The organism is Streptomyces sp. NPDC031225 (genome assembly GCF_055570355.1).
On record NZ_JBVIHJ010000043.1, the window covers coordinates 1 to 26,145 of the forward strand.

Consider the following 26,145-nt stretch of genomic DNA (forward strand, 5'->3'; position numbering starts at 1 on the left):
CAGCGTCTCGACCGAGTGGTAGGGGATGCCCTCGGGGGAGAAGTAGCCGTTCGCCGGGTTGGTGATCTTGCCGTACAGATCCAGGAAGCGGGCGTCGTACGCCTTCGTCGCTCCAAGCTGGGTAACGGTGACCGACGCCTTCGCGTGCCCGGGGGCCGCCGACTCGAAGGTCGCCGCCCCGGTGCCGGAGGAGTCGGCGGTGATGGTCACCTTCTGGGCGGTGCTCCAGTTGGACGGCGTGAAGGTGAGCGAGGCCCCACCGGTCACCGACAGGCCGGAGTTACCGCTCGCGCGAGTCGTCGTCACCGTCACGCTTGCGCTCGGCTGCTTCGACAGCTTCACCTCGTACGTGCCCGTCTTGCCCTGCTGGACGCCCAGTTGGGAGGGCGTGGCGACCACGGACGGGCCTGAGGCGACCATGATGCCGACCGGCGTGGACTCCGCGGAGGCGCCCAGGCTGTCGTACGCCTTCGCCAGCAGCGAATGACTGCCCACGGTCAAACCGGAGGCGGAGAGTGCGTACGGCGCCGTGGTGTCCGTGCCCAGCAGTTTGGTGTCGTCGTAGAACTCCACCTTGCTGATGGTGGCGTTGTCCGCGGCCGCTGCTGTGGCCGCGAGCGGGACCGCCTCCCCCTGGGTGTAGACCGCGCCCGCGGCGGGGCTGGTCAGCACGGTGATCGGCGGCTGGTGGGCACCGGTGCAGACGGTGCCGTTGGCCAAGAAGGACGTGGGCGCCGCGTTGGTGCCGCTGTAGGTGAACTGGGCGCCGGCGGAGGCGGACGCGCCCGCGGCGATCTTGCCGTTGTAGCCGGCGTCCTTCACGCTGATGTTCTGGCCGGACTGGGACCAGGTGCCGTTCCAGCCGTTCATCAGCTTCTGGTTGCCCGTGTAGGCGTACGTCAGCGTCCAGCCGTCGATGGTGTCCGTACCGCGGTTGGTGATGGTGACGTCCGTGGTGAAGCCGGAGCCCCAGTCGTTCGTCTTGTAGTCCACGCTGCACTGAACGCCCGCTGCGCGCGCGGTCGTCGCACCCGTGGCCAGCATCGACAGGGGCAGGGCCAGGGCGGTTGCCGTGGCGGTCAACGCCCGCCGAACGGTTGTACGTTTGCGTCCGGGATCCATGAACTGGTTCCTCCAAGCGGCTCAAAGCACGGGGAAGCACAAGTCTTGGCCAGTGGGAGCGCTCCCATAATGAGGATGAGGGTGGCAGCGGTCAAGGACCTTGAAGAATCGAACACACGAAAGGGTTTAGTTCAAAGGAAGTTCAGCCGTACCTCTGGGCAACCGCGCCACTCGGCGCTACCTTCCTTCGCACCAGTGGGAGCGGTTCCCATCAGTCGACGCGCCGGACACGGCGCCCGCTGAGAGGAGTCGCTCATGCGACGCCCCCCACGTTCATTTCTCCTCGTCACCGCACACGCCGAACACGCTCGCCGCCACAGCGGTGCCCATGATCCGGCTTCCGGGAGCAACGCGCCGCCGCAAAGCGGACGCGCCGTGGCCGATCAGCGGGACCTCGACTTCCAAGGATCAGTCTCCAACCGCAATGCCCTGCTCACGTCTGGCAGTCGGCGACCGGCCGTCGGCTTTCGTCGGCGATGCGTCACGAACGACAGCTGGTCAGGCTTCGTCTTGACCGACGTGAGCGTCGGCTCAGACACTCCTGCCGCCCGAGTCGAGGCCTTCGACGCTCCGACAACGCTCGAAGTCGGGGGCGCCGCCGGCTCCACCCGTTGAAAGTCCGAGTGGGGAGCGCTCCCAAAAACGAGTTCTCCTGTGTGCCCCGTGGTCAGAGCGTCGGCCGTCAGCGGACTGCTGCTCCGAGTCGTCCCTGACCCTCGCCACGAGGCCTCGTCGACCCGTTCGCATCAAGGTGCGCGATCACGTGCGCGTGCTCAATCAGCGGAGAAATCCTCCAACCAGAAGGAACCCGTCATCATGAGTCGCACCAAAACCTCATTGCTCGCAGCGCTCGCGCTGCTCAGCGGGACCTCGGCCGCCGCACTCGTCTCGGCGCCTGCCGGCGCCGTCGCGGCGGCAGCGCCCTGCACGGTGGACTACAAGGTGCAGAACCAGTGGGACACCGGCTTCACCACGGCCGTCACGATCACCAACAACGGTGCTGCCAAGTCGAGTTGGTCACTGAAGTGGTCGTACGCCGGAAATCAGAAGATCAGCAATGGCTGGAACGCGAAGGTCAGCCAGAACGGCACTTCTGTGACGGCCGCCAACGAGAGCTACAACGGCACGCTCGCCACCGGTGGTTCGGTCGGCTTCGGTTTCCAGGCGTCCTACAGCGGGACCAACGCGATTCCGGCCACGTTCACCCTCGATGGCGTGACCTGCAACGTCGACGGCGGTGGGCCGACCGACCCGGGACCCACGGACCCGGGGCCCACCGATCCGGGACCGACGGATCCGGGTCCGGGTGGGCCGAAGGCCGCCAACCCGTACGTGGGCGCGAAGGTCTACGTGAACCCGGAGTGGTCGGCGAAGGCGGCCGCCGAACCGGGCGGCAGCCGCATATCGAACCAGCCCACCGCCGTATGGCTGGACCGCGTCGCCGCCATCAACGGCGTGAACGGCGGCATGAGCCTGCGCGCCCACCTGGACGAGGCGCTGAAGCAGAAGGGCAGCGGTGAACTCGTCGTCCAGCTGGTCATCTACGACCTGCCGGGCCGTGACTGCTCCGCCCTCGCCTCCAACGGCGAACTGGGACCGAACGACCTCGACAAGTACAAGAGCCAGTACATCGACCCGATCACGTCGATCCTCTCGGACGCGAAGTACGCGGGCCTGCGTATCGCCACCGTCATCGAGCCCGACTCGCTGCCCAACCTGGTCACCAACGCTGGTGGTACGAACACCACCACCGACGCGTGCGTGACGATGAAGAGCAACGGCAACTACGAGAAGGGCGTCTCCTACGCTCTCGACAAGCTCGGCGCCCTCGCGAACGTGTACAACTACATCGATGCCGGCCACCACGGCTGGCTGGGCTGGGACAGCAACCTCGGCCCGTCCGTGCAGGAGTTCGCCAAGGTCGCCACGACCAACGGCGCGAGCGTGAGCGACGTGGCCGGTTTCATCGTCAACACCGCGAACACGAGCCCCACCAAGGAGCCGTACTACAAGGTCACCGACATGGTGAACGGTCAGACTGTGCGCCAGTCGAAGTGGGTGGACTGGAACCAGTACGTGGACGAGCAGTCCTTCGCCCAAGCACTGAGGGACAAGCTGGTCGCGGCCGGGTTCGAGTCGGGTCTCGGCATGCTGATCGACACCTCCCGCAACGGCTGGGGCGGCGCCGCCCGGCCCACCAAGGCAGGCCCGACGACCTCCGTCGACGACTACGTCAACGGCAGCCGCATCGACCGGCGCATCCACGCCGGCAACTGGTGCAACCAGAGCGGCGCAGGGATCGGTGAGCGGCCCACCGCGGCCCCGGCCACCGGGATCGACGCCTATGTGTGGGTCAAGCCGCCGGGGGAGTCCGACGGCTCCAGCTCCGCCGTGCCCAACGACGAGGGCAAGGGCTTCGACCGCATGTGCGACCCCACATACGGCGGCAACGCCCGCAACGGCAATAACCCCACGGGCGCCCTGCCGAACGCGCCGGTGGCGGGCCACTGGTTCTCCGCCCAGTTCCAGCAGTTGATGCAGAACGCCTACCCGCCGCTGCCGTAGCGGCGTGCCCGCCGCGGTGAGCCCTCACTGAAGGGAGCGCCCCGGTGGACCGTGTCTCCTGCCAGATGTCTTGCCGGGGCTCAGAGTATGGGCCCCGGCAAGACTGTCGAACCAGGGCCCGTGGCAGCATCGCGGCACGGACCGGGCATCTTGAATCAGAGCGGCTTGCCGCCGGGCAGCCGCGCGGCGCCGGCAAGGACGGAGACGAGTTGCGACGAGAAGGTTGTCAACGGCCATCGCCACGGCTTCGGGCCTCGTCTCCGGCCCGGCGTCACCCGCCCCGCCGCATGGCGCCAAGAGATCGGCATGTGGTGCGCAGCATGATCCGGCCCCTGCCCTCAGCGCGGCGGCGGTGATGATCCGGTAGAAGCGGGTGAAGCGCTCCGGGCGCGGCGGAGCCTCGGCCTTGTATCGAATTGTGTGGAGACGCTGATTGTTGAACCGATCGACCCGTGCCGCAATGGTGAGGTCGTGGTGAAGGAGGACCTGCACCGCTGCCCGTTTCGGGATGGTCTGCTATTTGACACAGATCTCGGCGAGTTGGAGGCGGCACCTCGTGGACTCGTCCGAGGCGGGCTTGCCGAACTTGGAGACCTTCAGGCGTAGGTAGCGGCCGGTTGCGGACGTCAGGGTGTAGGTCTGGGCGGCCGCCCCGCCCGGGTTGGGTTCGGCGGTGATGGTGCGGGCGGTGGTGTCGGTGCCGACTCCTCGGGGCGGGTCGGAAAGGTGAAGTCGACGGGGAAGCCGGCGGTGCCGCCCCAGGCGCCGCCGATGTCGGTGCGCGGGTGGAGGGTGACGGAGCCGATCGCCCGGTCGGCGCCGAGGTCGATCTCGATCCACACGGGCGTGGCGCTGACGTCGGCCGAGGGGGAAGTCGATGCTGGTGAACCCCCTGGCGCCGGTCACGCTGGTGAGAGTGCCGTCCAGGACCCGGGTCTTGCATCAGTCGCCGTTCTCCAGGCTGTTGTTGCTGGAGACGGGCCTGCCGCGGGCGAGGTTCTCGAGGTGACCGGCGCCCGTGACCGCGAACGTCCAGCTGCCCGGCTGGAGGGTGAAGTAGACGTACGAGGAGTCCTTGCTCGCGTGTGCGAGGCCGGTGGAGGAGCCGGCGGTGAAGAGGGTGGTTCCGTTGGCCTTGATGACCGGTGAAGAGCCGCGGTACGTCGGGACGCCCACCCGCGCGGTGGTTCCGCTCGGGTTGATGCCGAGGTGGATGTCGCCCTTGACGGTCGGGGCGACCGTGTTGATCTTACGACGTGGTGAGCGATTGCGGTCGGGGCGTGCTGGCCTGGCGGGTTGGCTGATTAGCGATCACCGCATGGCGGAGCGGTCGGAGACCAGGCTAGCGATTGCCAGATGGGTCTCGTCGTAGTACTCGCGGCGGCCGATGTATCGCTGGAGGGTCCGCCACTGCTTGTGTTCGGCGTTGGCGTGCTCGACGCAGATTCGCTCAGAGGATTGGGCATGGCGGGCCTCTTCCCAGGCGGCCGTCTCCTGGGCCGGTGTATCTGTCCCCGGTTACTTCGGCGGCGCCTGGACCTGGTCGGGAAAATCCTTGGCCAGTCCGCGGCATCCGGCATCGACCTTGGCCCTGACCTCGGGATATCTCTCGAACAGATCGCAGATGCCTTCGGTCTTCAACGCTGTCTGGTCATGCATGCGGCCGGGCCGGACCGCTCCGGTCCACAGTGTGCTTCCGCTCTCGTCGGTGATCACGGTGGCCTTCTTGGTGTTCTGTCTGCGCTTGCCCGAGACGAAGGCACGGCGACCGGGCTTGTTCACCTCGGGGCGGCGGACCTGGACCTCGGTGCCATCGATCCGAAGCTCAACACCCTCGGCGGCGGTGTACGCGAAGACGTCCGCCAGAGTGCGCAGCCGTAGCTCGGGCCTCCCGGGAACGGCGAAGCCGCGAGCTGCCAGCAGGGGGCGGATCTCATGGACGGCACGGGTGATCGTGGAGCGGTCCACCCCGTAGAACGCCGCCAAGGCGGCGTGTGGGAGTTGGAAGCGCAGGATCACCAGGGTGGCGATCACCCGATCGGCAAACACCAACTCGTGGTTCGGTCCGGCGCCGGGCGCGCGCAGACGCTCGTGGCCTCGGCGTTCGTGGAGGCGCCCTGCTTCGAAGGCCATCCAGGGGTCGGCTAACTCGCCGATCAGTGCGCCGAGCCGACGCCGGGACAGACCGGTGCAGACATGATGGGACAGGGCCGTGCGGGCCAGGGCTTGCGTCACACCAACACCCAACCCGCGCGGCCCCTGCCATGTCACGTCCACTCCTGTCGGATTGCACGGAATGGGTCGTTACTGTGATCGCATGACGTCTGACTCCGCCTCACCACCCGCAAACCTCGCTTTGATGCCCAGGGCGGAGTTCGCCTTCCCTGGCCCACTGCGCGACCAACTCGTCGCAGCGATCCTCGACGGTTCCAAGACCTCCACGACAGGGCTCGTCGTCGACTACGAGCATGAGGGGGAGTCCCTGCCGGAAATCGGGAGCCGTTCGGTGGTCATCGACTCGGGCGACCGTCCGGTCGCGGTCATCGAGGTGACCGAGGTGCGCGTCGTCCCGCTGGCACAGGTGGACCTCGCCCACGTGGTGGACGAGGGGGAGGGGGACACCAGCGTGGCCGAATGGCGGGCGGGCCACGAGCGGTTCTGGCACAGCGAAGAGATGCGTGCGGCGTTGGAGGACCCCGAGTTCACCGTGGACGACGCGACGCTGACGGTTCTGGAACGCTTCCGTCTCATCACCGACCTTCGCCTCACCGATTGACCATTCTCCTATCGCTCACTACGTCGTTAGGGAGGGTGCCGGTCTGCGGGACTACGTCGTACGTCTGCCAGCCGGCCTTGGTGGGACGGACACCGGCGGCGTAGGCGGACAGGGTGTACAGGGGGCCGCCGTTCCAGGCGTGGTTGTCGGTGCCGCCCGCTTTGTCCCATATCTCCCACAGGGTGTAGCAGGCGGGGTCGGCGACCTGGGCGGCGTAGCGGTTGCGCATGCGTTCCTCGGCGACGGTGGCCGCGCCCATCAGGTACAGCGCCTCCAGGACGTAGAACTCCACGTAGGGGCTGGCGTTGAGGTGGGTGCGCAGCGTCTCGGTGATCGCCCGGTGGCGGGAGGCGGGTGCGAGGCCGGCGACGACGGCCAGGCCGTTGGCGCGGTCGTCGGTGTCGCCGTTGAACCAAGTGACGGGTAACTCGGCGTGACCGCCTAGCAGGGCGAGGCGTCCGCCACGGTGGAGCCCCGTAGCTATCGGGGCCATCTCGTGCTGCCGACCTGGACTGGACCTACTTGGATTCGACCCGTCCGAGCGGGTTGGGACCGGCCGTCACCGCGTCGCGGGCTGCCTGCCAGGCGGAGTCCCCGGGGTAGAGCTCGGTGCGGAGGTAGGCCAAGGTGAGCCGCGCGACTGCGGCGACTCGTTCGGGATTCTCGTCCGTGGTCTCGGCTACGTCGTATCCGGGGATCCCGCCGAGCGCGTGCCCCGCGCCGAACAGGGTGAGCAGGGACTTGGGGCTCGGGCCGAGGGTGTAGGGGTCGGCGTGCCAGTCCGGCCCCATGTCGGTGAAGTGCCGGGAGTCGTCCTCGTCGCCGGCGACGACCAGCGCGGGCGTGGTCATCGTGGAGAAGTCTATGGTCCCGAAGACCGGCAGCGCGCTGCCCATGGGCCCGTTGAGGACGTCGCCCCGGCCAGGTGCGGCCAGCAGCACACCCGCCTTGATCCGGGGCTCGATGACGCTTACTTCCTCCCCGGTGTCGGGGTCGGTGACCCGGGCGCCGAGCAGGAGGCTGGAGGTGAAGCCGCCGAAAGAGTGTCCAGCGACGGCGACCTTGGTGTGGTCGATACGGCCGGCGAGCAGCGGCACGGCCTTTTCGATCACGTCGAGCCGATCGAGGATGTGCGGCATGTCTTCGGCGCGCGAGCGCCAGAAGAGAGGTGCTCCGGGTGCGTCGGCGACCAGGTGGGCCAGCGTCCTGGAGGTGAGGTGAGTGGGCTGGATGACGACGAATCCGTGCGCCGCCCAGAAGTTGACCAGCGGCGCGTAGCCGTTCAGCGAGGAGAGGTTGTTCGAGGGGCCCTGGCCGTGGGAGAGCAGGATGACGGGCAGGTCGGTTCCGGCCTCGGGTGCGGTGACTCGTACCTCCAGGTCCACGGGACGTCCAGGTACGGACAGTGCCAGCGGGCTGTAGGACAAGACCGGGACGGGCGAGCCCAGGACGTCTGCGGTGGCGGCGGATGTGCTCATCATGGCGCTGCTTCCCCTTCTGTTGGCTATTGGGTCCTGCCGCCACCGGTCTTGGCCGGTGGACTGCAGACAGGGCGTACAGGAGCGCCCTTCGGCTAACCTTTAAGCGGAGCGCTGCACCACTTAATATCCGGAACGCTGCTCCGTTTTGTCAAGTGATGTCGGAAGGAAGAGCGTGATGCCCACCGAGAGCCCCGCGGGGAAGGCGGTCCGAAGCAAGCGCGCCGACGCCCAGCGCAACCAGCAGACGGTGCTCACGGCTGCCGCCGAGGTGTTCGTCGCCTCCGGCGTCGACGCGCCGATCCGCCAGATCGCAGCCCGGGCCGGCGTCGGGATGGCCACGATCTACCGCCACTTCCCGACCCGGGCGGATCTCGTCACCGCCGTTTACCACCACCAGATCGAGGCGTGCGTGGAGGCCGGCCCGAACCTGCTGGCCAGTTCGGACTCTCCGTTCGACGCGCTGCGTCAGTGGATCGACCTCTTCGTCGACTTCCTGGTCACCAAGCACGGGCTCGCCGACGCCCTGCAGTCCGACAGCGACCGCTTCGCCGCGCTGCACACCTACTTCATCGACCGCCTGCTGCCCGTGAGCGCCCAACTGCTCGACGCCGCAATCGACGCCCGGGAGATCCGGCCCGGCATCCAGCCCTACGAACTGATGCGCGGCATCGGCAACCTCTGCGTCGGACGTGACGACGACCCCCGCTATGACCCCCGCCGATTGATCGAACTGCTCCTCCAAGGGCTGCGGCAACCGCAGTCACCTTGATGTCGTCTTTTGCGCGAGCAAGATCAACAGTCGGAGGCCGACCCCCGCCGGACCCTCGATCGTCTCTCATAACCCGTTCTCACTCAAAAGCGGGACGGACCTCCTTCTGAGACTTGCATTGTGCGAAATTCCAGGCCCATGACGGACCCTCAGCAGCCCTCCCCACCTGTGACTGAGCGCTCCGGCTGGCGGGTGAGCGCTTCAGTTGGCGAGTCGGTTCGCGGAGACCAGCCACCGCCAGCGTCGACGCTCCGTGACGAGGGTGGCGGCGGCCAGCAGGGTCACGGGGGCCGCCGCCCAGGCGGGCCAGGCCAGCCATGAGGAGACCACGGCCGCGGCAAGCTGGAGCAGCACCAGCAGGATCGTGGCCCAGCCCGGCACCGCGATGATCACGTTGGCCTTGTCCCCCGGGGTGGAGAACAATGTCGGAAGGCCGATCAGGGCCAGCACGGACAGGGCGGCAAGCAGCCATGAGTGGCCGGCCAAGGCCCAGGGGGTGGCCACCCACGCGACGAGTTCCGTCGCGAAGCGCAGGGCGGACGCAGCGCGGTCGTCCGGCCGTCTCAAGGTCATTGCCTCACCAGCAGCGTCGGTCACCTGCGGACGATCCCACGGCGCGCGGCTGACCGCCAGGGGTTTGGAACGCCGCCCTCACACCAGGCCGCCCCGTCTGTGCCCCGCCGGGCAGGCACGGCACGCTGAGCGCTTCAGGTAGCGAAACCCGCCATCTGAAGCGCTCAGTCATACCAACCAACCGACCGATCGGACGCCGACGACATCGAACAGCACGCCTGTCCGAAGTGTGACGCGCAGCCCGGCTCGCCGTGCCGCTCGCGCGGCGGCGCGGTCGCCTCCGCCTACCACACGCCTCCCGCGCGCCGCTCGATGAGGTTGGCTCAGGCGAGCTCGACGCCCGCACGGTGCCGGCCGAGTCGTGGTCCACCAGTTTCTCTCGTCTCAGCAGGCCATTGGCGCTGGCGATCGTCGGTATGTCTCCTCGGTGCCGACAGGGCGACGGGGCCGCCGTCCTTCCGGCGAGCCGGTCATCGGCTCGACCGGCCCTGACTCGGCACGCTGGCCGTGGCTGCGGTGGGGTTGATCTCGGGCGGGCGGTGGCGGGCGAGAGCGGTGGCGGTCATGGCGGTGGCCGCCATCGCGGCGATGCCGACCAGCGCTGCGGTGGTGTAGGCGTGGTCGTTCGGGAAGAGATGACCGGTGTCGGTGCCGTTGGCCAGGACCAGGCCGCCTATCGCGCTGCCCAGGGAGTACCCGACGCTGCGGACGACGTAGTTGAAGCTCATCGCGCTCGACGTCTCGCTCTTGGGCGTGACGGCCAGGATGACGCCGGGCATGGCGGCTGAGAAGCTGCCGACGCCGCAGCCCAGCACACCCATCGCGACGAGCAGTTCGGCCAGGTTCGACCGGGCCGTGGCGAAGAGGACGAACCCGCCGCCGACGATGACGGCACTGCCGGCCAGGAGCACGGGTGCGTCGACCCGCTTGCGAACCCTGGGCGTGAGTTTGCCGGCGACGAACCCCAGCACCGAGAACGGGACGAGGACCAGCCCGGCGGCGAAGGTGGTCAGCCCGAAGCCGTAGCCGGCGCTGTGCGGCGTCTGCGCGTACCGCGTGATGAGCGTGAGCAGGAGGTACATGCCGCTCCCGCCGACGAACATGGCGATGTTCGCTCCCGCGACCGCCGGGTGCCGTACCGCCCGGACATCGACCAGGGGCGCCTTGCTGCGCAGTTCGGAGGCGGTCCAGACGCACAGCAGGAGCACGGCGACGACGGCGAGGATCACCGCCACGGCGAGGTGACGGCTCCACAGGCTCCGCTGGCCGGCCAGGAACAGGACGAGGAACAGCCCGCCCGCCAGGACGAGCGCGCCCGTCACGGTCACGTGAGCGGAGCGGCCTTCGGGAGCCGCGGGTATGGAACGCCACGCGGTCACGAAGGCGACAGCGGTGACGAACAGACCGAAGCTGTAGGCAGCCCGTACGCCGCCGATCTCGGCGAGCAGTGCGGTGAGCGGGTAGCCGACGCCGGCGCCGATGATCGAGACCACCGAGATCAGGGCGATCGTCGCCGTGCTGCGCTCCTCGGGAAGATGGTCCCGGGCCACGCTCATCATCAGCGCCGTCAGACCGACCCCGACGCCTTGGGCCGCCCTGCCGATGAGCAGCCCCGCGAACGGCAGCGGCAGCACGGTCAGCGCACTGCCGGCGACGACGATGGCCAGCGTGGTGAGGATCGTGGCCCGTCGGTGTGGGCCGGCTCCGAGCCGGCCGAGGACGGGCGTGGCGACGGCGCCGCTCAGCAGTGCGACGGTCAGCGTCCACTGCGCGCTGTCGAGGGAGACTTGGAACGTGGTCGCCACACTGGTGATCAGCGGCGTCCCGAGGCTGGCGACCGCCGCCACGACCAGGGCGATGAACATCAGGGCGGGGACCAGCAGCCGCGCCTCGGAGCGCTCCGGGGTGCGCCCCGTCACCGCTTCGGCCCTTCCCGGTCCTGGCTTTCGAGTTCTGCCAGGTGCGCCAGCGCCGGAAGCGCCGCCACCAGGGCCTCGACCTCGTCGTCGGCGAGTTCGTCGATCAGCCGCGCGAACGCATCGACGCCTGCCTGGCGCCTCGTCTGAACGTACGACGCGCCGGCCTCGGTCAGAGACACCAGCGTGACCCGCTTGTCGAACGCGTCGCCCCTCCGCTCGACCAGTCCGGACTCCTCCAACACCCGCACCAGCACAGTCATCGCGGGTTGGGTGACACCCTCGACCACGGCCAGATCGGTGATCCGTCGCGGGCCGGTCCTGTGCAGAGTGGCCAGTGTGGCGGCGGACGTGATGCTCATATCGCGCGGAAGGCGTCTCACAGCCCTGGTGGCCAGCCCGTAGAGGGCCGACCCGATCGAAGTGGAAGCGTCACGAGTGGCGTCTTGACGGCTCATGCGTGAAGCATACAATATTTATATGAATGGTTTATGCATCTCGCACCCCGAACGCCGCGCTCCAGCCCCGCACTCGGCGCACCAGACGGCGGTCCCCGTCGGCGCCATGGCGGACGCCGTGCGCCGCGCCCTCACCGAAGACCGCGCCGGGGACGACATCACCACCCGCTGGGCGGTGCCGGACGGCACCCACGCCCATGCCCGCGTCGTCGCCCGCCAAGACGGCGTGATCGCCGGCACGGCGATCCCAGCCGAGGTGTACCGGCAGCTCGGCAGCGACGTCGTCGTCACCAAGCACGTCCAGGACGGCGACCGCGTCCACACCGGGCAGGACCTGCTCACGCTGGCAGGACCCGCACGAGAGATCATCACCGGCGAGCGGACCGCTCTGAACTTCCTGCAACGCATGTCCGGCATCGCCACCGCCGCCGCGGCCTTCGCGGAGGCGGTGGCCGGGCTTCCGGCACGGATCCTGGACACCCGCAAAACAGCGCCCGGGCTTCGAGCGCTCGACAAGGCCGCGGTCGCCGCCGGCGGAGTGAGCAACCACCGGCTCGACCTCGCGGCGATGGTCCTGCTCAAGGAGAACCACATCGCCGCGGCGGGCGGCGTGACCGCCGCGATCGCGGCAGTTCACGTGTGTAACACGCGGGGCGTCGCCGTCGAGGTGGAGGTCGAGTCGACAGGCCAGGCCATCGAGGCGCTGCGCGCGGGAGTCGAGTGGATCATGCTGGACAACATGCCCATCGAAGACATGCGGCGCATCGTGACACTGCGAGGGTCGGAAGGGCCCCGACTCGAGGCGTCCGGATCCATCACGCTGGACACGGTCAGGGCCGTCGCGGAGACCGGAGTCGACGCGATATCCGTCGGTGCCATCACCCACAGCGCGCCGGCGTTCGACCTCAGTCTGCTGCTGACACCGACGGCACCAGCGGGGGGCGGACACCCGGCGAGGTCCGGATGAGGCCGTGTCGCCTCCTGCGTGGACGGGCTGGAATACCCGCCATGGCCAACCCGTCGACCGGGAGGCCTTGCGTCTACGTCACGTACCCCCGTCGCCGAAGGCGCCCGGGGGGCTGAGGGAGACTTCGCCGGGACGCGAACCGGCAGCCGCGGGTGGCAGAGCCGAACCAGGCCGGATCGGCACGTCCTCACTAATGCCCGGTGTTCCTTCGCCGGGACCGAGCAATCTGAGCGTCAATTCGAAGTCGGACATGTCCGGCCGAACACAGGAGGTTTCCATGGCCAAGGGCTACTGGGTCAGTGTCTACCCCGCCATTTCCGACCCTGAGAGGCTGACTGACTACAACGAGCTGGCGCGTCTGGCTGTCCGGGCTGGGGGCGGGCGCGTCCTGTCCAATTTCGGTCGAGTCGTCGCCCATGAGGCCGGAATCACCGAACGCGTCGTTCTGATCGAGTTCGACAGTTTTGAACAGGCGGTAGCGGCATACAAGAGCGAGGCCTACCAGAAGGCGCTGGTAGCCCTCCCCGAGGGCTTCGAGCGCGACTTCCGTATCGTCGAAGGCATCGACTGACCGACGGGCCCAGCCATCGCTGAGCATCCGTCACCTGATACGCACACGATGCTGAACGACGACTCTCGCCGTTATCTTGGGTTGTGCAGTGTTTGCGCAGGTCAGCGGCTTGGATGAAGGCAAGGCAAGTTACGCAGGTAGTGAAGCCGTGGTCGGTCGGGCCTGGCGGGACTCGCTGTCCAACATCGACGCTGTCGAAGTTGGGGATCATCGATGGGCTACGCCACCGGCGGTGCGGTCGTCATCCACTATCCGGTGCAGGACGGCACCGGCTGAGGCAGGCCGGTACGCTGCGGAACGCGTTCGGTGGGCCGTTGCGGCCAGGCCCGGCTATTGACGGACGCGGTTCGCGGTTGCCGGTTCGTCGAGCGCGAAAGGTGGGCCAATGTCCTGGCCGGATGTCACGGTGGTTGATGCGTGCGTACGGCGCGACGGCCGGGGCGGCAGCCCCACGGCCGTCACCGACGACGACCCGGCGGCGACGGACGCGGACCGGCGTGCGGTCGCTGCTGCGGCCGGCACCTCGCACGCGGCCTTCCTCGGCCCGGGGCGGACGCCGGACGGTGGCTGGCCGGTCCGGTTCTTCACCGCCACCGCCGAACTGTCCGGCTGCGGCCACGGCACCGTTGCCGCGCAGGCCGTCCGTTTGACCCGCACCGCGCGGGGCGAGCTGAACGACCGCCAACACACCGGAGGGCGCACGTTCGGCACCGTCGCGATCCGCCGCCCCGCCGGCATCGAGGTGTGGTTCGACCAGGGCCTCGTCGCGCTGCGTCACCCTCGCCTCCGCGCAGCGCGCGATCGTCACCGTCTGGTCCACTGCTCTGGCAGATCTTCACCTCGGCTGACAGACCGCGCGGAAGCGAGCGCTAACCGTTCGCCGGGATGACCGCCGCTATGTACCCGGAGCTCGGCCGTGCACGGCCTTAAGCTCCTCACGTGGCACACACCTTCGAGGAACTCGTGGAGAAGCAACGCGCCGCCGACCAGGCGCACGCGACTGCCCAAGCCCTGCGCGACAAAGGCGACCCTCCCGCCTACGAGACCGCATGGCAGGTATGGCGTGACCTGGCGCAAGACGTGAAGGGCGCGGTCACCGTGCACGCGAAAGAGCAGGGCGCGGCGCGGGCCGGCGTGGAGCTTGAGGTGAAGAGGGCGGTCCGCCATACTGAGTAGCGAGCGTCTGGTCCGTACCCCCACTCACACTTGGCCTAGACCTCAGCAACGTGGAGCAGATCGAGCCTGAGGGTGAAAGTCTCTTCGAGTTGGAACCGGCCGTGTGACGGCGGCCAGGCCCTTGCGCGCCGCGGTGCAGGCGAGTTCGCGCGGATAACGAGCACGTTTGGGGTCGGCTTTGGCACGGTGGCCTCAGGCCGGCTCCGTCGCTTTCCCCCGTAGCGACGGAGCCAGCCTCACTCTGTGCTCCCTCACGCCCGCTCCGGTGCGAAGCGTTCGTCGGATACCTGGCGCAGGTCGGCGTCCATCCGCAGCCGCGCACCAGGCTCCCCGGCATCCCGGGTGGTGCGCACGGCGGGCGCCGTTGGCCAGATGCGGGCGATCGACGTATGGAAGGCGAGAGCGGTGTCATCGTCCAGACCTGCCAGGTCGATGACCGCTTCGTTGCTCCGATCGGGCGGAGCGGGTCCACCGCTTGAGTCAGCTCCGCCTGTGATCAGTCGGGGGAGTCCTAAGCTGTCAATCCCCTGGTTCCGTAGGGACTTTGGTTATGCGGTCTGATCTTTCTGGCCGTGTCGCTCGCGCGCTTTGGTGATGATTCTTTCGAACTCCTCGGGCGGTAGGCCGCCGGCCGCGCTGTGCCTTCGTCGCGGGTTGTAGAACCCAGTGATCCATGTGGCGATCTTCAGGCGGGCCTCGGTCCGGGTCGCGAATTGTCGGCGGTGGATGTACTCGACCTTGATCAGCGAGTCGAAACTCTCTGCGGCGGCATGTCCAGCGCGGACCCCACCCGTCCCATGGACTGCACCACGCCCAGGCGGTCACAGAGCTTGTTGTACGCCTCGGACGTGTACTCCGCGCCGCGGTCGCTGTGGAAGATCGTCGCGGCCAAGCTCCACCTCTGGGAGTCCACGGTCCGCAACTACCTCTCCTCCGCGATCGGCAAGACAGGCACCCGCAACCGGATGGAGGCGATGCGGGAGGCGGGGCAGCAGGGGTGGTTGTGACCCTGCTGCCGCGGCGGGGGGTTGCGACCCCTGCCGCCGCCCTGCCCGCATCGCTCACCTCACCCCGTGACCTCCGCCTTCTTGTAGTTCGCTCCGTCCGGTCCCAGGCACACGAACCAGTCCTTCGGGGAGCCGTCCACCTCGCGGATCAGGTTCTTGAAGTCGCCGGCCCCCGCAGGGGCCCGTTCCACCCGGGTCTTCGTGCCGTCGTCCCAGGTGCAGGTGACCTCCTGGACGGTCCGGAAGACCTGGCCGATCACCAGGCGCTGCGGGGCGTCGCTGCCCGGGTCGGTGTCCAACGGCCTCGAGTACGCCTCCATTCTGCGCGTGAACTGGCCGTCCTTACTGACCAGTCTCAGGATCACCGTCGACGGCTTGCCCTCCACGGTCTGGCGCACGAAGTGCCAGCTCTCGCCCACCAGGTCCGAGGCCTTCTCCACCGCGACCGGCTCGTCCCCGTACAGAGCCATCTCGGCGAGCTGGGCGCGTGCCTTCGCCGTGGTCTTCGGTGCGGTCCAGACGACGGCGTCGACCTTCCACTTCCTGCCGTGGTCCGTGCCCCTGGCCAGAGTCGTCACCCGCCGTTCGGGACTCTGCTTCACCGTCCCCGCCGAGGGCTGCGCGGCCACCTGCCCCGCCCCGTGCCCGCCGCCCGTGTCTCCCACCAGCGCCAGCGTCGTCCCCGTGGACCCCGCGATCACCGCCGCGGCCGCCGCGGCCACCGCCCAGCGGCGCGTCTTGCGGCGCCTCCCTCCCCGTACCACCGCCTGATAGGGGGCCGCGCCGACCTCCACCTCGTCCGCCGCGTCCGCCAGCAGGAGGGCGATGTCCGTGTGCGCCTCGTCGTACGTCATGTCGTGGTTCGTCTCCCTGTCCCCGCTCATCACTTCCGCCCTCCGCTCGTGAGTGCCTCGGCCAGTCCCGGCAGGGCGCGGAGCTTCGCGATCCCCCTCGCCGCGTTGCTCTTCACCGTGCCGACGCTGCATCCCATGGCCGCCGCCGCTTGCTCCTCGCTCAGGTCCTCCCAGTACCGCAGGACCACTGCCTCCCGCTGGCGCACGGGCAGCGCGGCGAGCACCGTCACCAGCGCGCCGCGGTCGTCCGCCCGCGCGATGCGGTCGTCGGCGTCGGGCAGCTCGTGGGTGAGGCCCGAGTGGTCCTTCGGCGCCAGGAACTCCTTGAGGCGTCTGCGGTGCCTGCGGGCGTGCGCGTTGATCATCACGCGCCGTACGTACGCGTCGGGGTCGTCGGCCGCGCCGACCCTGCGCCAGGCCACATAGGCCCGTTCGAGCGTCGACTGGACCAGGTCCTCCGCGGCATGCTGCTCCCCCGTGAGCAGGAAAGCCGTGCGCAGCAACCGTGGCCAGCGGCCGACGACGAAGCTCTGGAACTCCGCGTCCCGAGCCTCTTTCCGATCCGACATGGGCGCCTCCTAGCTAGATGGTTGAAGGAGTCCATGAGGATCGGATTTCGTTGCACCGCCGCGTGGAGGATTTTTTTCGAGCCTCAGGCCCGGAGATTGTGCGGCAGGCCCGCGCGGCCGTGGCCTCACGCCTGCCGCACCGGCACCTTCCGCGGCAGCCACAGCAGATCTGTCAACCCCCTGGTTCCGTAGGGACTTTGGTTATGCGGTCTGATCTTTCTGGCCGTGTCGCTCGCGCGCTTTGGTGATGATTCTTTCGAACTCCTCGGGCGGTAGGCCGCCGGCCGCGCTGTGCCTTCGTCGCGGGTTGTAGAACCCAGTGATCCATGTGGCGATCTTCAGGCGGGCCTCGGTCCGGGTCGCGAATTGTCGGCGGTGGATGTACTCGACCTTGATCAGCGAGTCGAAACTCTCCGCGGCGGCATGTCCAGCGCGGACCCCACCCGTCCCATGGACTGCACCACGCCCAGGCGGTCACAGAGCTTGTTGTACGCCTCGGACGTGTACTCCGCGCCGCGGTCGCTGTGGAAGATCGTCCCATCCAGGCTGCCGCCACATGTCACGGCCGCCATCTTCAACGACGCCCCGACCAGGGCCGCGTCGTGATGCTAGCCCATCGCGTAGCCGAGACAGCGCCGTGAGAACGCGTCGATGACCGTCGCCAAGTAGATCTTGCCCTCGCCGGTCTCGATCTCGGTCATGTCGCCGTACCACAGCAGATCCGGAGCGACCGCGTCGAACCGACGACGCATCAGGTCAGGGGCGGCTTTCCGCTTGCTGCCGGGTCAGTGACTTCCGCCGACGCGGGGGCTTGCGCCCCTGTAGGCCGAGCTCGGCCATGATCTCGGCGACGGTGTTCACCGACACCTGCCAGCCCTCCTCCCACAAATCCAGCGTGATCCTCGGCGACCCGTACGTCTCGCCCGACGCGCGGAAGAAGTACCTGATCCTTTCCTCCAGCTTCACGCGCCTGACCTCACGTTCCGTCGGCTCCGCGGAACGTCGCCGCCATTTGTAGAACCACGCCTCGCTCACCCCGAGCAGGCGACGGGACATCCGATGGGGCCGTTGTGCTCGGCTCTCTGGCGACCGATGACTTCGACCAGCGCCTCCGGTTCGTTCTCGGTCACTTCACCCAGAGAGCCATGGCACGCTTGAAGACATCACGCTCCATCTCAACTTCCTTGAAGCTCCGCCGCGTCCTGTGGGTCCCAGCCGGGGAGGCGGGCCGACAGGCGTTCTCGTGCGCCTTCCAGGCGTCCAGCGGTTCCGACCGACCACGGCCCGCCGGTAGACCGTCTGCAGATCAGCGCGGACCTGACGGAGCTCGTCCTGGGCGTCGGTCAGGTCCTGGGGAAGTCGTACGAGGCTGGCATGAGGCAAAGGTACGGTTGTTCGAACCTTGCTCTCGTCTGCCGCGCGGCAGCATCTCTTGCGACTTCTCTCGCGTGAGCCTCGCGGAGGCCGCTGTGTCCGTGCAGGTCACCCGCACCGTACGGGCGTGGTCGGGCCTTTGACATCTCCGTTGCCGCCGCTGCCGGGCCCGGCGCTCTGGGCCCGGTTGTGTTACCGGGGCGCACCAGGTTGGCCGGATGGTCACGCCAGGGATGGCCACCGGTCGGCGGCCCACTCCAGCCATCCTGACCATCCGGGAGGCGGAGCTGTTACTTCATGTCCATCGAGTTCCGTGGCGTCGGGTTCTTCGAACAGTGTCCTCCAGTGCAAGAGGTCCCTCTCGCTCATCACGAAGGTCTGAAGAGGGGCGGTCGACTGGCGATGGGCGATCCGGTCACGTTGGGTTTCGTGGTCCACCGGCACGTACACGAGGTGACAGGACGCGCCCACAGACATCACCAACCAGCGGATCGCGGACCTCTCGTCACGAGACCAGCATCCGAAATCCAGGACCACGTTCGTTCCCAGCTTCAGCGCTTCCAGACCCAGCCAGAGCAGCCGTCCTTCCAGGACGTTGCGCTTCCCGGCAGGCTGCGGATCGCCGAAGAGCGGGAGCGTCCACTCATCCGGCGTCAGCCGCAGCGCGTGGTGCTCCTCGGCCAGTTGTCGAGCTCTTGTGGTCTTTCCGGCCCCGGGCAGGCCGACCGTCAGGAACAACGTCGTCACGCCCAGATCGTGTCACGAGGGCCAAGTGATCACGGCTTGAGCCAAAGGGGATAGAAGCCACGGTGACGGTGCCGTGGAAGACGTGGCGAGTCTGTCGACTCTCGTGGCCGCGGCCTGGGACGGGGCGGTGCAGCCGAGGTGCGCGTCTTTTCCGGCATCCCTCGGAGGCTTCTGCGCATGTACAGCCGGGAAGGCGCGGCGGGGTCGAGCCGTTCATCGCAGGCGGCGCCCTGCAGGCAGCGACGAACACTGGATGACCTGCGGCTTCGCACTGGTTACTCCACCGAGCCGATAAACCCTCACGAGCGGAGGGACAGCAGGATCCGGCGCCTATGCAGGTTGATGCCGGCGACTTCGACCATCACCTCATCGTCAACTTGCAAGACGCCCTCAGGCTCATCCGCATTGAGACCTGTGCAACATGAAGTACGCAGGTCACGGGTCTGGTGTGCGGGACGGGCGGGGTACTCGCGCTGGTCGTCGCCGGGTGTCCATGGTGAAGATCGGCTGACCTGTCGCCAGGGCCGTTGTCGGGTTCTGCTGCGCCGAACGCCACGCTCGCTCGTGTCCGCTCTCGATCGGTCAGCGTGCGGCCGAGTATGCCGGCACACACGGCAGAGGCCGATGTGGCGAGTGATGTCGGACAGTGTCGAAATCGACTGGCTGCGCGCCTAAGGATGGAGGGCCTTTCGTTGGCCTGTGGCGGCGGACCGTACGATCGCGTCAAGGAGTCGGTGGCGCTTGACGGCGTGGGTGAAGTCCGGGGCGACAGCCGTTCCGTGGACGAGGTCGTCCCGAATCGCGGCGTAGGCGTGCACCAGCGTGTGGATCACTGTTCCGGCCAGGCCGGGATAGTCGTCGTAGCCGCTGGGCAGCGTGACCTTCGTAGGCCGACCGCCGCTGCGTGTGCCACGCACCGTGACCGGACCGATGTGCGGGAACTCGGCGGCGGTAATCTCGAGTCTCCCCTTCGTGCCGTCGATGATCAGAGAGAACCCTGCACCCGATGCTGCGCCTCCACGGTGGTGGACGGACAGGATCGCCCCGCCCGCCACGGTGCCCGAGATCGCGATCTGGTCCTCGGCGGTCATCGGGACGAGCTGCCCGGTGTGCCCGAGGGGAACCTGGTGGCGCCGGGTCGCGGTCGTAGCGACCACTTCCTGAAGCTCGCCGACGACCATCGACACCAGGTCGATCGCGTGTCCGAACGCGATGGTCAGCATCGTGGCCCCGAGCTTGCGGTCGAGCGTGTAGACCATGTTCGGAGACACCGGGGTGCCCCATTCGGTAGAAGACGCCACGACGGTGGCGGAGAGCACTTGCCCTACGAATCCTTCGGACACGAGGTCGGCCAGCCAGCGGAAGGTAGGTGAGGAGCGTCCCTGAAGACCGACGAAGGTGCGGGTCGTCCCGGCGGCACGCTCCATCTCCTCGGCCTCGCGCAGGTCGACGGCGAGCGGCCACTCGGAGAGCACCGGAACTCCCACCTTCAGCACGGGCAACACGAGTTCGCGATGCTGGGGCACTTTGACGGCGACAACAACGAGGTCGACGTTCTCGTCGCCGGCGAGCTGCTCAACCGACGTGTACGCGGGTACGCCATACGCCGCTCCTGCGGACTGGGCCGAGGCTTCAGAGCTCGCCGCCAGCGCGCGAAGCTCGATCCCGTCGACGGCGCTCAGCGCGGGCAGGTGAGCCCCGGCCGCCCAGCCTCCCGCGGCGCTCAGGCCGACGATGCCGACGCCGATCGGCTTACGGGGGTCAGGCACCGAGCTGCCGCCTCAGGGTCTCGGCGTCGTGCAGGGCCGTCATGTGCACGAACCGCCCGTCACGAACCTGGTAAATGGCGTACTCGACGATCTCGAACGAGGAGCCGGTGGGAGCCACGCCGAGCCACTCCTTGGCAGGCGTGCCCGTGTTGGTCAGACGGGCGGCCAGGCGATCACCATCGACCGCGATCTCCCGGGGCTCCCAGTGGAAGTCCGGGACCGCGTCGATGTCGCCGTTCAGCACAGCGATGACCTGGTCCCGGGTGCCCGGCTCGCCGTTCAGGGTGGTCTCGTCGTTGATGAACTCGTCCATGCGGTAGATCTCGTGGGCGTTGAGCGCCCCGATGTAGCGCAGGTAGAACTCGCGCAGGTCGGTGTCGGACATGATCTCCTTCTTCGGCCCCCCGGAGCGGAGGTCATGCTCGGTGTTTCGCGACGGCTCTTGACGGTTTCGTCGCGGTGATCGTCGGCAGGGGAGGAACCACTGCCCGAAACTTCTGTCCCGGACGGTACCGAAGTTTTGTCGCACCGTCACGGCCCTCATGCGCGGAGATGGCTCACCGGGGCGGGTGAAGGGGTGCAGCCGCTATGCAGGCCAGCCGAGCAACGCCGTGTCGACGATCTCATCGAGCTCAGCAGGACCGAGGCCGTTGGCGGCCTGCACTGCGATGCCGAAACCCATCGTCATGATGAACCGGGCAAGACGCCTAGGGTCGGCGTTGCGCGGAAGATCACCCTCGTTGACGGCACGCCGGAAGCGCTCCTCAAGGCGGACCCCCGCGTCGTTGCGCCAGTCGACAAGCAGGTCGTGGACGGCCCGGCTCTCGTCGCTCGACGCCAGCGCACCCTGCACGGTCAGGCACCCGGAGGGGCCGCCGGGAGGGGTCGTGGTGCAGACCGCTCCGCGGAGGAACGCCGAGGCCACGGCCCGTGCGGTGGGCTCCTCCAGGGCACGCGTGGCGTAGGCGGCCGGCCCCGCGCCGTAGCGCTGAAGGGCCTTGCGGAACAACTGCTCCTTGTTGCCGAAGGCCGCGTACATGCTCGTCTTGGTGATCCCCATGGCGCCGGTCAGTTCAGCGAGGCTTGCACCTTCGTAGCCTCGCGCCCAGAACACCCGCATCGCACGTTCCAGCGCCTGGTCGATGTCGAATCCTCGAGGCCGACCCATGACGGCCCTGCGAGAGTCACCCATGCCACAAGCGTACCACTCGGTACAGATACCCATTGACCAGCAGTTTCATCCCCACAAGGTGGCGAACGCAGTTCAGTACCGGTCGGTCTTGATGTGTTAGGGTTCTGCACCGACCGGTACTTAATTGATGGGAAGGGAAGTCCGCGCCATGAAAACCGTTTCGCTCGGCAGCCTCAAGATCTCGCGCATCGGTCTCGGAGCCATGGGAATGTCGGCGTTCTACACCGGCGCCGGCCAGTTCGACGACGAGTCGATCCGCACGATCCACCGCGCTCTGGACCTCGGGGTCACCCATATCGACACCGCTGAGGGGTACGGCCCCTTCATCAACGAGGGACTGGTCGGCCGGGCCGTGCAGGGGCGCCGAGACGAGGTCGTGCTGGCGACCAAGTTCGGACTGATCTCCCACACCGGTGGCACATCTCCGGACAGCACCCCGGCCAACATCCGCCTGGCCGTGGAGGGATCACTGAAGCGCCTGGGTACCGACTACATCGACCTCTACTACCAGCACCGGGTGGACCCCGGCACGCCCATCGAAGAGACCGTCGGCGCGCTGGCCGAACTGGTGGCCCAAGGCAAGATCCGCCACATCGGCCTGTCGGAGGCCGGCCCCGCCACGATCCGCCGCGCTCACGCCGTGCATCCGGTCACCGCGGTCCAGTCCGAATACTCCCTGTGGACCCGCGACCCGGAGGCCGAGATCCTGCCCGTCCTGCGCGAACTGGGCATCGGCTTCGTGCCGTACTCCCCGCTTGGTCGCGGCTTCCTGACCGGCAACATCCGCTCCCTGAACGATCTTGACACCGACGACTGGCGCCGCACCAACCACCGCTTCGCCGACGGCAACCTGGAACGCAACCTGCGAATCGTCGACGAGGTCCGGGCCGTAGCCGCCGAGATCGACGCCACGCCCGCGCAGGTCGCGTTGGCCTGGCTGCTCGCCCAGGGTGACGACATCGCGCCCATCCCCGGCACCAAGCGAGTCGCCCGGCTGGAGGAGAACGCCGCCGCCGACCACATCGAGCTCACTGCCGGCCACGTCGCCCGCCTGAACGACCTGCCCCGGGCCTCCGGCGAGCGCTACGACGCGGACAACATGGCCGCCATCGACCGCTGATCGAAGACGTACCACCACGCACGCCGCGGGTCGGCATCCGGGCGAGTGCCGCATTCCCAATGAGACTGTGCAACATGAAGTACGCAGGTTACGGGTCTGGTGTGCGGGGTACTCGCGCTGATATCTCGGCACCAGGCCCCGCTGTTGGCCGCTCTGCTGTCGGCCAGGTGTGTACCGAACCGTCCGCGGCCCACGGGGTTCGACTCGCGCAAGACTTCCTCCATGAGGAAGTCATAGAACAGGCGCACCGGCACGAGACGCTGCTGGACCGTCGCATTCGCCAGTCCCGCCGCCGACTCGATGGAGACTACGTTCGCACCTCGCCGGTGAGGTCGAGAGGTCAGTTCGCGGACGAACACCCCCACGTGCGTTCGGCTCGCAGTCAGCGGGTCGACTCCTCTGCTCACACAGAGCCCGGAGCGGGTGGCCGACGTGGCGGAGGACCTGCTGCGCTTTCGACGGGTGCCGGATACCGAGTACCGGGAGGAGAGGGAGGGCGCCGGCGAGGTGCGCGACGCCGCGGACGGCTTCCGCCGCAGGCACCTGGGCCTTGGCCCGTTCCGGCTGCCGCAGGACGGGGACGGCCTGGAGGGGGCGGCCGGGAGGGGGCGGCCTGGAGGGGGCGGCCGGGAGCGGTGTGCGGCTGACGATCGACATCCAGACGGACACTCCTACGAGCAGGCATCGCGGCGCTGCGGGCCGCCTACGGGCTGAGCGGCAAGAACCTTGGGTAGGACCGACTTGCTCTGCGGCCTCGCAGCTGGCGGAGGCTGCGGCGGATACCTCATCCAGCGATGTGCGGTCCTGGTCGCCGGGAGTCTTCCGACCCCGGCGAAATGCGGGAGCGGTCTGTGCCGATCGGGGACGGTTGGTATCGGGTGCAGGGTGCCGGGAACAGTGGAGCGGATATATCCGTACCTCCGCTGCCAGTGTCCTGAACGCTGCCGCAGCGATCAGATCTAAACCGCTAACTCTCCGACCGCGTACCAATCAGTTTCGCCAGCCGACGCCATGGGACGATCTCCGCCGAGGTGAGCAGGCAAAGGGGGGCGGAGATGCAGTACATCGCCCACGAGGACCCGGTCGGTCGGGCCGAGAGCAACTACATCGCCCAGGCTGATCTGACCCCCTTCGACCTCGACGGGCAGATCGAGCAGCTGTGGCTCCAGCCCGACGAGCACGGCACATATGCGGTGGCCTGCATTCCCTTCATGACCTACGGCCTCGCTCTCGGAGACCGGGTCCGCCTGTCACCGGAAGCTCGCGTGGTCGAAGTTGCCCAGGCAAGCGGACACCGCGTCCTGCGCACACTGCTCAGGCCGAGCGGTGACGCTGCACGACTGGGCCGCAGCATCAGCCTCATCAAGAACTCGATCAAGGAATCCGGGCTGCTCAGCGAATGGCATGGGGAGCACTTCGTCGCCATCGACGTGCCTCCCGGCGCCGACATGAGCCCGGTCTTCGCTCTGCTGCAACGGGAGGTGGACGAGGCGGGCGCCTTCTGGGAATGGGCCGACGTCATGCCGTTCTCCACCACACGGAACTGACCGCGCCGCGGCTGGTCCCAACGCAGGCCAATTCCCGGAGCCGTCGACCGTGATGTGGCGGGGAGCGCGGGAGCCGTCCGGTCAGGGCGACGATCAGTAACCGGGTCATCCCGGCGGCAGGGACCGGAGCTCCGCCGGCTGATGGCTAGCCGATCTTCTTCCAGGGCTTGCAGTCGGTGGTCTGGAACGCCTTGTCACCTGCGGAGATCTTGACGATGGCCGGGCCCTCGCCGCCGCCGGCGGCGATGATGGCGTCCCCCTCGCCGGTCGTGTCGCTCAAGCGCGCCCAGTAGCAGCCGTACTTGTTCTTGCCCTCGCTGCGGTAGGTGCCGGCCTGGATGTCCTTGCCCACCAGGAAGGTTCCGTCGCCTGGAATCCCTCCCTTGGGCGTGCTCTCCTGCTGTGCTCCGGCAGTGGCGACGGAGGGAGCGGCACCTGCCTGTACGTCTGTTCCCGGCGCCGTGGCGGTCACAGTCACTGTCGCGGAGGGAGAGTCCTTGCTTCCTCCAGATCCGGCGGTGCCGATCAGGACTCCTACCAGCAGTGCGCCGAGGGCGACGGCGGTGTGGGTGAACCATCCGCGGCGGGATGGAGAACGGACGGCAGGGGACGGTGTGTGATCCGACGTCGGTCCGGGAGGCGGCCCTACAGGTGTGTTTCCGTTCATGTCCACAGAGTGCGCCTGCCTTCTGCGGGGTGCACGACGGCGCCGCTTGGCGACAGCCGACGGCACGGTTTCCGGGCCCGCCGACGCGAGCAGCCAGCCGCACGCTCGGGGTCCGGGATCAACGCGCCTCCCAGCCACTAGGCTCTGGGCATGGTCAAGCACGTGCCGTTCACCGGGGGCGAGAAGGAAAGCCTGCACGCCGCCCTGGACCGACACCGCGACGCGGTCCTTTGGAAACTTGAGGGCCTCGACGACGACCAGCTGCGTCGCCCGGTGACTCCGTCGGGCACGAGCCTGATCGGGCTGCTCAAGCACCTCGCCGGCGCCGAACTCGGCTGGTTCTGCATGACATTTGGCCACGAGTGCGACCCACTTCCCTTCGAAGCCGAAGGTGACGAGGCGTCCGACTGGCACGTGGCTGCTGACGAGCCCGCCAAAGACATTCTCGACTTCTATGCCCGCTCCCGGGCTGCCGCCGACGAGGCGATCGAGAGCCTCGACATCGACGCCACCGGCACTGCCTTCGCGTTCTTCGACGGCGCCACCGTTTCACTGCGCTGGGCACTGATCCACATGCTCGAAGAAGTCGCCCGGCACGCGGGTCATGCCGACATCCTGCGTGAGTCCATCGACGGCTTCACCGGAGATCACAACCGAGGCTGACGCAACTACCGACCGGGGCTTCGCCCCGATCGGCTTCTGACTCAAGACGTCCGGAGGGCTCGCTCTCTCAACCACACATCCGCTGCCACGGTTGCTCGGCTGTTCCGGTGTTGTCAGTTCTCATCGACAATTCCGAGCCGTTTGATCGCTAAGTGCTGTCAAGAACCGGATCAGGCACACATTCCGTGAGGACGATCACCGGGATTCAAGGGCAGTGACGTAGCGTCGTCTGGGACCGTGGTGCGGTGTGACGAGCTTGTCA

30 protein-coding genes and 5 pseudogenes are annotated in these 26,145 nt (G+C 68.0%); 12 read left to right on the forward strand and 23 right to left on the reverse strand.

Annotation, left to right across the window (positions count from 1 at the left end; genetic code table 11):
* Together ACZ48Z_RS42320 and ACZ48Z_RS42325 are read right to left on the reverse strand one after the other, a co-directional pair.
* Positions 1 to 1,122 (reverse strand): cellulose binding domain-containing protein (locus ACZ48Z_RS42320; RefSeq protein WP_468741265.1); only part of this gene is annotated, 1,122 nt, incomplete at its 3' end.
* Positions 1,123 to 1,395: 273 nt separating this feature from the next.
* Positions 1,396 to 1,527, reverse strand: coding sequence for a hypothetical protein (locus ACZ48Z_RS42325; protein ID WP_468741266.1), 132 nt, complete (start codon positions 1,525 to 1,527; stop codon positions 1,396 to 1,398).
* A gap of 411 nt (positions 1,528 to 1,938) precedes the next feature.
* Here ACZ48Z_RS42325 and ACZ48Z_RS42330 point away from each other — a divergent pair, with 411 nt between their 5' ends.
* Positions 1,939 to 3,687 (forward strand): glycoside hydrolase family 6 protein, encoded by a 1,749-nt coding sequence (locus ACZ48Z_RS42330; RefSeq protein WP_468741267.1) that lies wholly within the window; start codon positions 1,939 to 1,941, stop codon positions 3,685 to 3,687.
* A gap of 626 nt (positions 3,688 to 4,313) precedes the next feature.
* Here the strand turns inward: ACZ48Z_RS42330 and ACZ48Z_RS42335 are convergent.
* The 3 genes and pseudogenes from ACZ48Z_RS42335 to ACZ48Z_RS42345 all read right to left on the reverse strand — a co-directional run bounded on the left by ACZ48Z_RS42335 (position 4,314) and on the right by ACZ48Z_RS42345 (position 5,922).
* Complete coding sequence (locus ACZ48Z_RS42335; RefSeq protein ID WP_468741268.1) at positions 4,314 to 4,529, reverse strand: hypothetical protein; 216 nt, start codon at positions 4,527 to 4,529, stop codon at positions 4,314 to 4,316.
* 100 nt (positions 4,530 to 4,629) lie between these two features.
* Positions 4,630 to 4,863, reverse strand: coding sequence for a hypothetical protein (locus ACZ48Z_RS42340; protein WP_468741269.1), 234 nt, complete (start codon positions 4,861 to 4,863; stop codon positions 4,630 to 4,632).
* 135 nt (positions 4,864 to 4,998) lie between these two features.
* A pseudogene (locus tag ACZ48Z_RS42345) lies at positions 4,999 to 5,922 on the reverse strand (transposase).
* An 82-nt stretch (positions 5,923 to 6,004) separates the two neighbouring features.
* Between ACZ48Z_RS42345 and ACZ48Z_RS42350 the strand changes: the two are divergent.
* Positions 6,005 to 6,463 carry an ASCH domain-containing protein gene (locus ACZ48Z_RS42350; protein WP_468741270.1) on the forward strand — a complete coding sequence of 153 codons (459 nt, stop codon included), beginning with the start codon at positions 6,005 to 6,007 and terminating at the stop codon, positions 6,461 to 6,463.
* Here the strand turns inward: ACZ48Z_RS42350 and ACZ48Z_RS42355 are convergent.
* Complete coding sequence (locus ACZ48Z_RS42355) at positions 6,453 to 6,956, reverse strand: hypothetical protein (protein ID WP_468741271.1); 504 nt, start codon at positions 6,954 to 6,956, stop codon at positions 6,453 to 6,455. The genes ACZ48Z_RS42350 and ACZ48Z_RS42355 overlap by 11 nt on opposite strands.
* Positions 6,957 to 6,981: 25 nt before the next feature.
* The gene (locus tag ACZ48Z_RS42360) at positions 6,982 to 7,941 is read right to left on the reverse strand and encodes an alpha/beta hydrolase family protein (RefSeq protein WP_468741291.1); all 960 of its coding nucleotides are present in this window, start codon (positions 7,939 to 7,941) and stop codon (positions 6,982 to 6,984) included.
* 178 nt (positions 7,942 to 8,119) lie between these two features.
* Here ACZ48Z_RS42360 and ACZ48Z_RS42365 point away from each other — a divergent pair, with 178 nt between their 5' ends.
* On the forward strand, positions 8,120 to 8,713 hold the full coding sequence (locus ACZ48Z_RS42365) for a TetR/AcrR family transcriptional regulator (RefSeq protein WP_468741272.1): 594 nt from the start codon (positions 8,120 to 8,122) through the stop codon (positions 8,711 to 8,713).
* Between the two features lie 201 nt (positions 8,714 to 8,914).
* On the opposite strand, the gene ACZ48Z_RS42370 is transcribed toward ACZ48Z_RS42365, so the two are convergent.
* Positions 8,915 to 9,286: a hypothetical protein gene (locus tag ACZ48Z_RS42370; protein WP_468741273.1), complete on the reverse strand. Its 372-nt coding sequence runs from the start codon at positions 9,284 to 9,286 to the stop codon at positions 8,915 to 8,917.
* A gap of 204 nt (positions 9,287 to 9,490) precedes the next feature.
* On the opposite strand from ACZ48Z_RS42370, the gene ACZ48Z_RS42375 reads away from it, so the two are divergent.
* Positions 9,491 to 9,778: a zinc finger domain-containing protein gene (locus tag ACZ48Z_RS42375; RefSeq protein WP_468741292.1), complete on the forward strand. Its 288-nt coding sequence runs from the start codon at positions 9,491 to 9,493 to the stop codon at positions 9,776 to 9,778.
* Here ACZ48Z_RS42375 and ACZ48Z_RS42380 read toward each other — a convergent pair.
* Entirely contained in the window at positions 9,757 to 11,151 is a 1,395-nt protein-coding gene (locus ACZ48Z_RS42380) for an MFS transporter (RefSeq protein WP_468741293.1), read from the reverse strand. The two genes, ACZ48Z_RS42375 and ACZ48Z_RS42380, sit on opposite strands and share 22 nt — an antisense overlap.
* A 50-nt stretch (positions 11,152 to 11,201) precedes the next feature.
* Positions 11,202 to 11,660: a MarR family winged helix-turn-helix transcriptional regulator gene (locus ACZ48Z_RS42385; protein ID WP_468741274.1), complete on the reverse strand. Its 459-nt coding sequence runs from the start codon at positions 11,658 to 11,660 to the stop codon at positions 11,202 to 11,204.
* 22 nt (positions 11,661 to 11,682) lie between these two features.
* Here ACZ48Z_RS42385 and nadC point away from each other — a divergent pair, with 22 nt between their 5' ends.
* From nadC to ACZ48Z_RS42405, 4 genes are all read left to right on the forward strand, one after another.
* Complete coding sequence (gene nadC / locus ACZ48Z_RS42390; protein ID WP_468741275.1) at positions 11,683 to 12,627, forward strand: carboxylating nicotinate-nucleotide diphosphorylase; 945 nt, start codon at positions 11,683 to 11,685, stop codon at positions 12,625 to 12,627.
* A 277-nt stretch (positions 12,628 to 12,904) separates the two neighbouring features.
* Positions 12,905 to 13,198 carry a DUF1330 domain-containing protein gene (locus tag ACZ48Z_RS42395; RefSeq protein ID WP_468741276.1) on the forward strand — a complete coding sequence of 98 codons (294 nt, stop codon included), beginning with the start codon at positions 12,905 to 12,907 and terminating at the stop codon, positions 13,196 to 13,198.
* Between the two features lie 385 nt (positions 13,199 to 13,583).
* Positions 13,584 to 14,087 carry a PhzF family phenazine biosynthesis protein gene (locus ACZ48Z_RS42400; protein WP_468741277.1) on the forward strand — a complete coding sequence of 168 codons (504 nt, stop codon included), beginning with the start codon at positions 13,584 to 13,586 and terminating at the stop codon, positions 14,085 to 14,087.
* Between the two features lie 50 nt (positions 14,088 to 14,137).
* A complete protein-coding gene (locus ACZ48Z_RS42405) occupies positions 14,138 to 14,374 on the forward strand; it encodes a hypothetical protein (RefSeq protein WP_468741278.1) in 237 nt (78 codons plus the stop codon).
* A 251-nt stretch (positions 14,375 to 14,625) separates the two neighbouring features.
* Here the strand turns inward: ACZ48Z_RS42405 and ACZ48Z_RS42410 are convergent, their stop codons facing one another.
* The 3 genes and pseudogenes from ACZ48Z_RS42410 to ACZ48Z_RS42420 form a co-directional block, all read right to left on the reverse strand.
* A complete protein-coding gene (locus ACZ48Z_RS42410; protein ID WP_468741294.1) occupies positions 14,626 to 14,898 on the reverse strand; it encodes a DUF6207 family protein in 273 nt (90 codons plus the stop codon).
* A 24-nt stretch (positions 14,899 to 14,922) separates the two neighbouring features.
* Positions 14,923 to 15,123: pseudogene (locus ACZ48Z_RS42415) on the reverse strand (integrase core domain-containing protein); the annotation flags it as partial.
* The gene (locus tag ACZ48Z_RS42420) at positions 15,117 to 15,287 is read right to left on the reverse strand and encodes a DDE-type integrase/transposase/recombinase (RefSeq protein WP_468741279.1); all 171 of its coding nucleotides are present in this window, start codon (positions 15,285 to 15,287) and stop codon (positions 15,117 to 15,119) included. The pseudogene ACZ48Z_RS42415 and the gene ACZ48Z_RS42420, both read right to left, overlap by 7 nt.
* Here ACZ48Z_RS42420 and ACZ48Z_RS42425 point away from each other — a divergent pair.
* A pseudogene (locus ACZ48Z_RS42425) lies at positions 15,256 to 15,381 on the forward strand (DNA-binding response regulator); the annotation flags it as partial. The gene ACZ48Z_RS42420 and the pseudogene ACZ48Z_RS42425 overlap by 32 nt on opposite strands.
* 59 nt (positions 15,382 to 15,440) lie before the next feature.
* Here the strand turns inward: ACZ48Z_RS42425 and ACZ48Z_RS42430 are convergent.
* The 9 genes and pseudogenes from ACZ48Z_RS42430 to ACZ48Z_RS42470 all read right to left on the reverse strand — a co-directional run bounded on the left by ACZ48Z_RS42430 (position 15,441) and on the right by ACZ48Z_RS42470 (position 21,886).
* A complete protein-coding gene (locus tag ACZ48Z_RS42430; protein WP_468741280.1) occupies positions 15,441 to 16,265 on the reverse strand; it encodes a hypothetical protein in 825 nt (274 codons plus the stop codon).
* The gene (locus ACZ48Z_RS42435; protein WP_468741281.1) at positions 16,265 to 16,804 is read right to left on the reverse strand and encodes a SigE family RNA polymerase sigma factor; all 540 of its coding nucleotides are present in this window, start codon (positions 16,802 to 16,804) and stop codon (positions 16,265 to 16,267) included. The genes ACZ48Z_RS42430 and ACZ48Z_RS42435 overlap by 1 nt, the downstream gene beginning before the upstream one ends.
* Positions 16,805 to 17,005: 201 nt before the next feature.
* Positions 17,006 to 17,224 (reverse strand): annotated as a pseudogene (locus ACZ48Z_RS42440) (integrase core domain-containing protein); the annotation flags it as partial.
* Positions 17,200 to 17,556 (reverse strand): annotated as a pseudogene (locus tag ACZ48Z_RS42445) (DDE-type integrase/transposase/recombinase). The pseudogenes ACZ48Z_RS42445 and ACZ48Z_RS42440, both read right to left, overlap by 25 nt.
* Before the next feature lie 4 nt (positions 17,557 to 17,560).
* A complete protein-coding gene (locus ACZ48Z_RS42450) occupies positions 17,561 to 17,770 on the reverse strand; it encodes an IS3 family transposase (RefSeq protein ID WP_468741282.1) in 210 nt (69 codons plus the stop codon).
* Positions 17,771 to 18,400: 630 nt separating this feature from the next.
* On the reverse strand, positions 18,401 to 18,925 hold the full coding sequence (locus ACZ48Z_RS42455; RefSeq protein WP_468741283.1) for a P-loop nucleotide/nucleoside kinase family protein: 525 nt from the start codon (positions 18,923 to 18,925) through the stop codon (positions 18,401 to 18,403).
* A gap of 671 nt (positions 18,926 to 19,596) precedes the next feature.
* Positions 19,597 to 20,694 (reverse strand): Gfo/Idh/MocA family protein, encoded by a 1,098-nt coding sequence (locus ACZ48Z_RS42460; RefSeq protein ID WP_468741284.1) that lies wholly within the window; start codon positions 20,692 to 20,694, stop codon positions 19,597 to 19,599.
* Complete coding sequence (locus ACZ48Z_RS42465; protein ID WP_468741285.1) at positions 20,687 to 21,079, reverse strand: ester cyclase; 393 nt, start codon at positions 21,077 to 21,079, stop codon at positions 20,687 to 20,689. The genes ACZ48Z_RS42460 and ACZ48Z_RS42465 overlap by 8 nt, the downstream gene beginning before the upstream one ends.
* 201 nt (positions 21,080 to 21,280) lie before the next feature.
* On the reverse strand, positions 21,281 to 21,886 hold the full coding sequence (locus tag ACZ48Z_RS42470) for a TetR/AcrR family transcriptional regulator (RefSeq protein WP_468741286.1): 606 nt from the start codon (positions 21,884 to 21,886) through the stop codon (positions 21,281 to 21,283).
* Positions 21,887 to 22,034: 148 nt separating this feature from the next.
* On the opposite strand from ACZ48Z_RS42470, the gene ACZ48Z_RS42475 reads away from it, so the two are divergent.
* Positions 22,035 to 23,006 carry an aldo/keto reductase gene (locus tag ACZ48Z_RS42475; RefSeq protein ID WP_468741287.1) on the forward strand — a complete coding sequence of 324 codons (972 nt, stop codon included), beginning with the start codon at positions 22,035 to 22,037 and terminating at the stop codon, positions 23,004 to 23,006.
* Positions 23,007 to 24,061: 1,055 nt separating this feature from the next.
* Positions 24,062 to 24,553, forward strand: coding sequence for a DUF4265 domain-containing protein (locus tag ACZ48Z_RS42480; RefSeq protein ID WP_468741288.1), 492 nt, complete (start codon positions 24,062 to 24,064; stop codon positions 24,551 to 24,553).
* Between the two features lie 145 nt (positions 24,554 to 24,698).
* Here ACZ48Z_RS42480 and ACZ48Z_RS42485 read toward each other — a convergent pair whose 3' ends face one another.
* The gene (locus ACZ48Z_RS42485) at positions 24,699 to 25,031 is read right to left on the reverse strand and encodes a hypothetical protein (protein ID WP_468741289.1); all 333 of its coding nucleotides are present in this window, start codon (positions 25,029 to 25,031) and stop codon (positions 24,699 to 24,701) included.
* A 339-nt stretch (positions 25,032 to 25,370) separates the two neighbouring features.
* Between ACZ48Z_RS42485 and ACZ48Z_RS42490 the strand changes: the two genes are divergently transcribed.
* Positions 25,371 to 25,883, forward strand: coding sequence for a DinB family protein (locus ACZ48Z_RS42490; protein ID WP_468741290.1), 513 nt, complete (start codon positions 25,371 to 25,373; stop codon positions 25,881 to 25,883).
* The last annotated feature ends 262 nt before the right edge of the window (positions 25,884 to 26,145 follow it).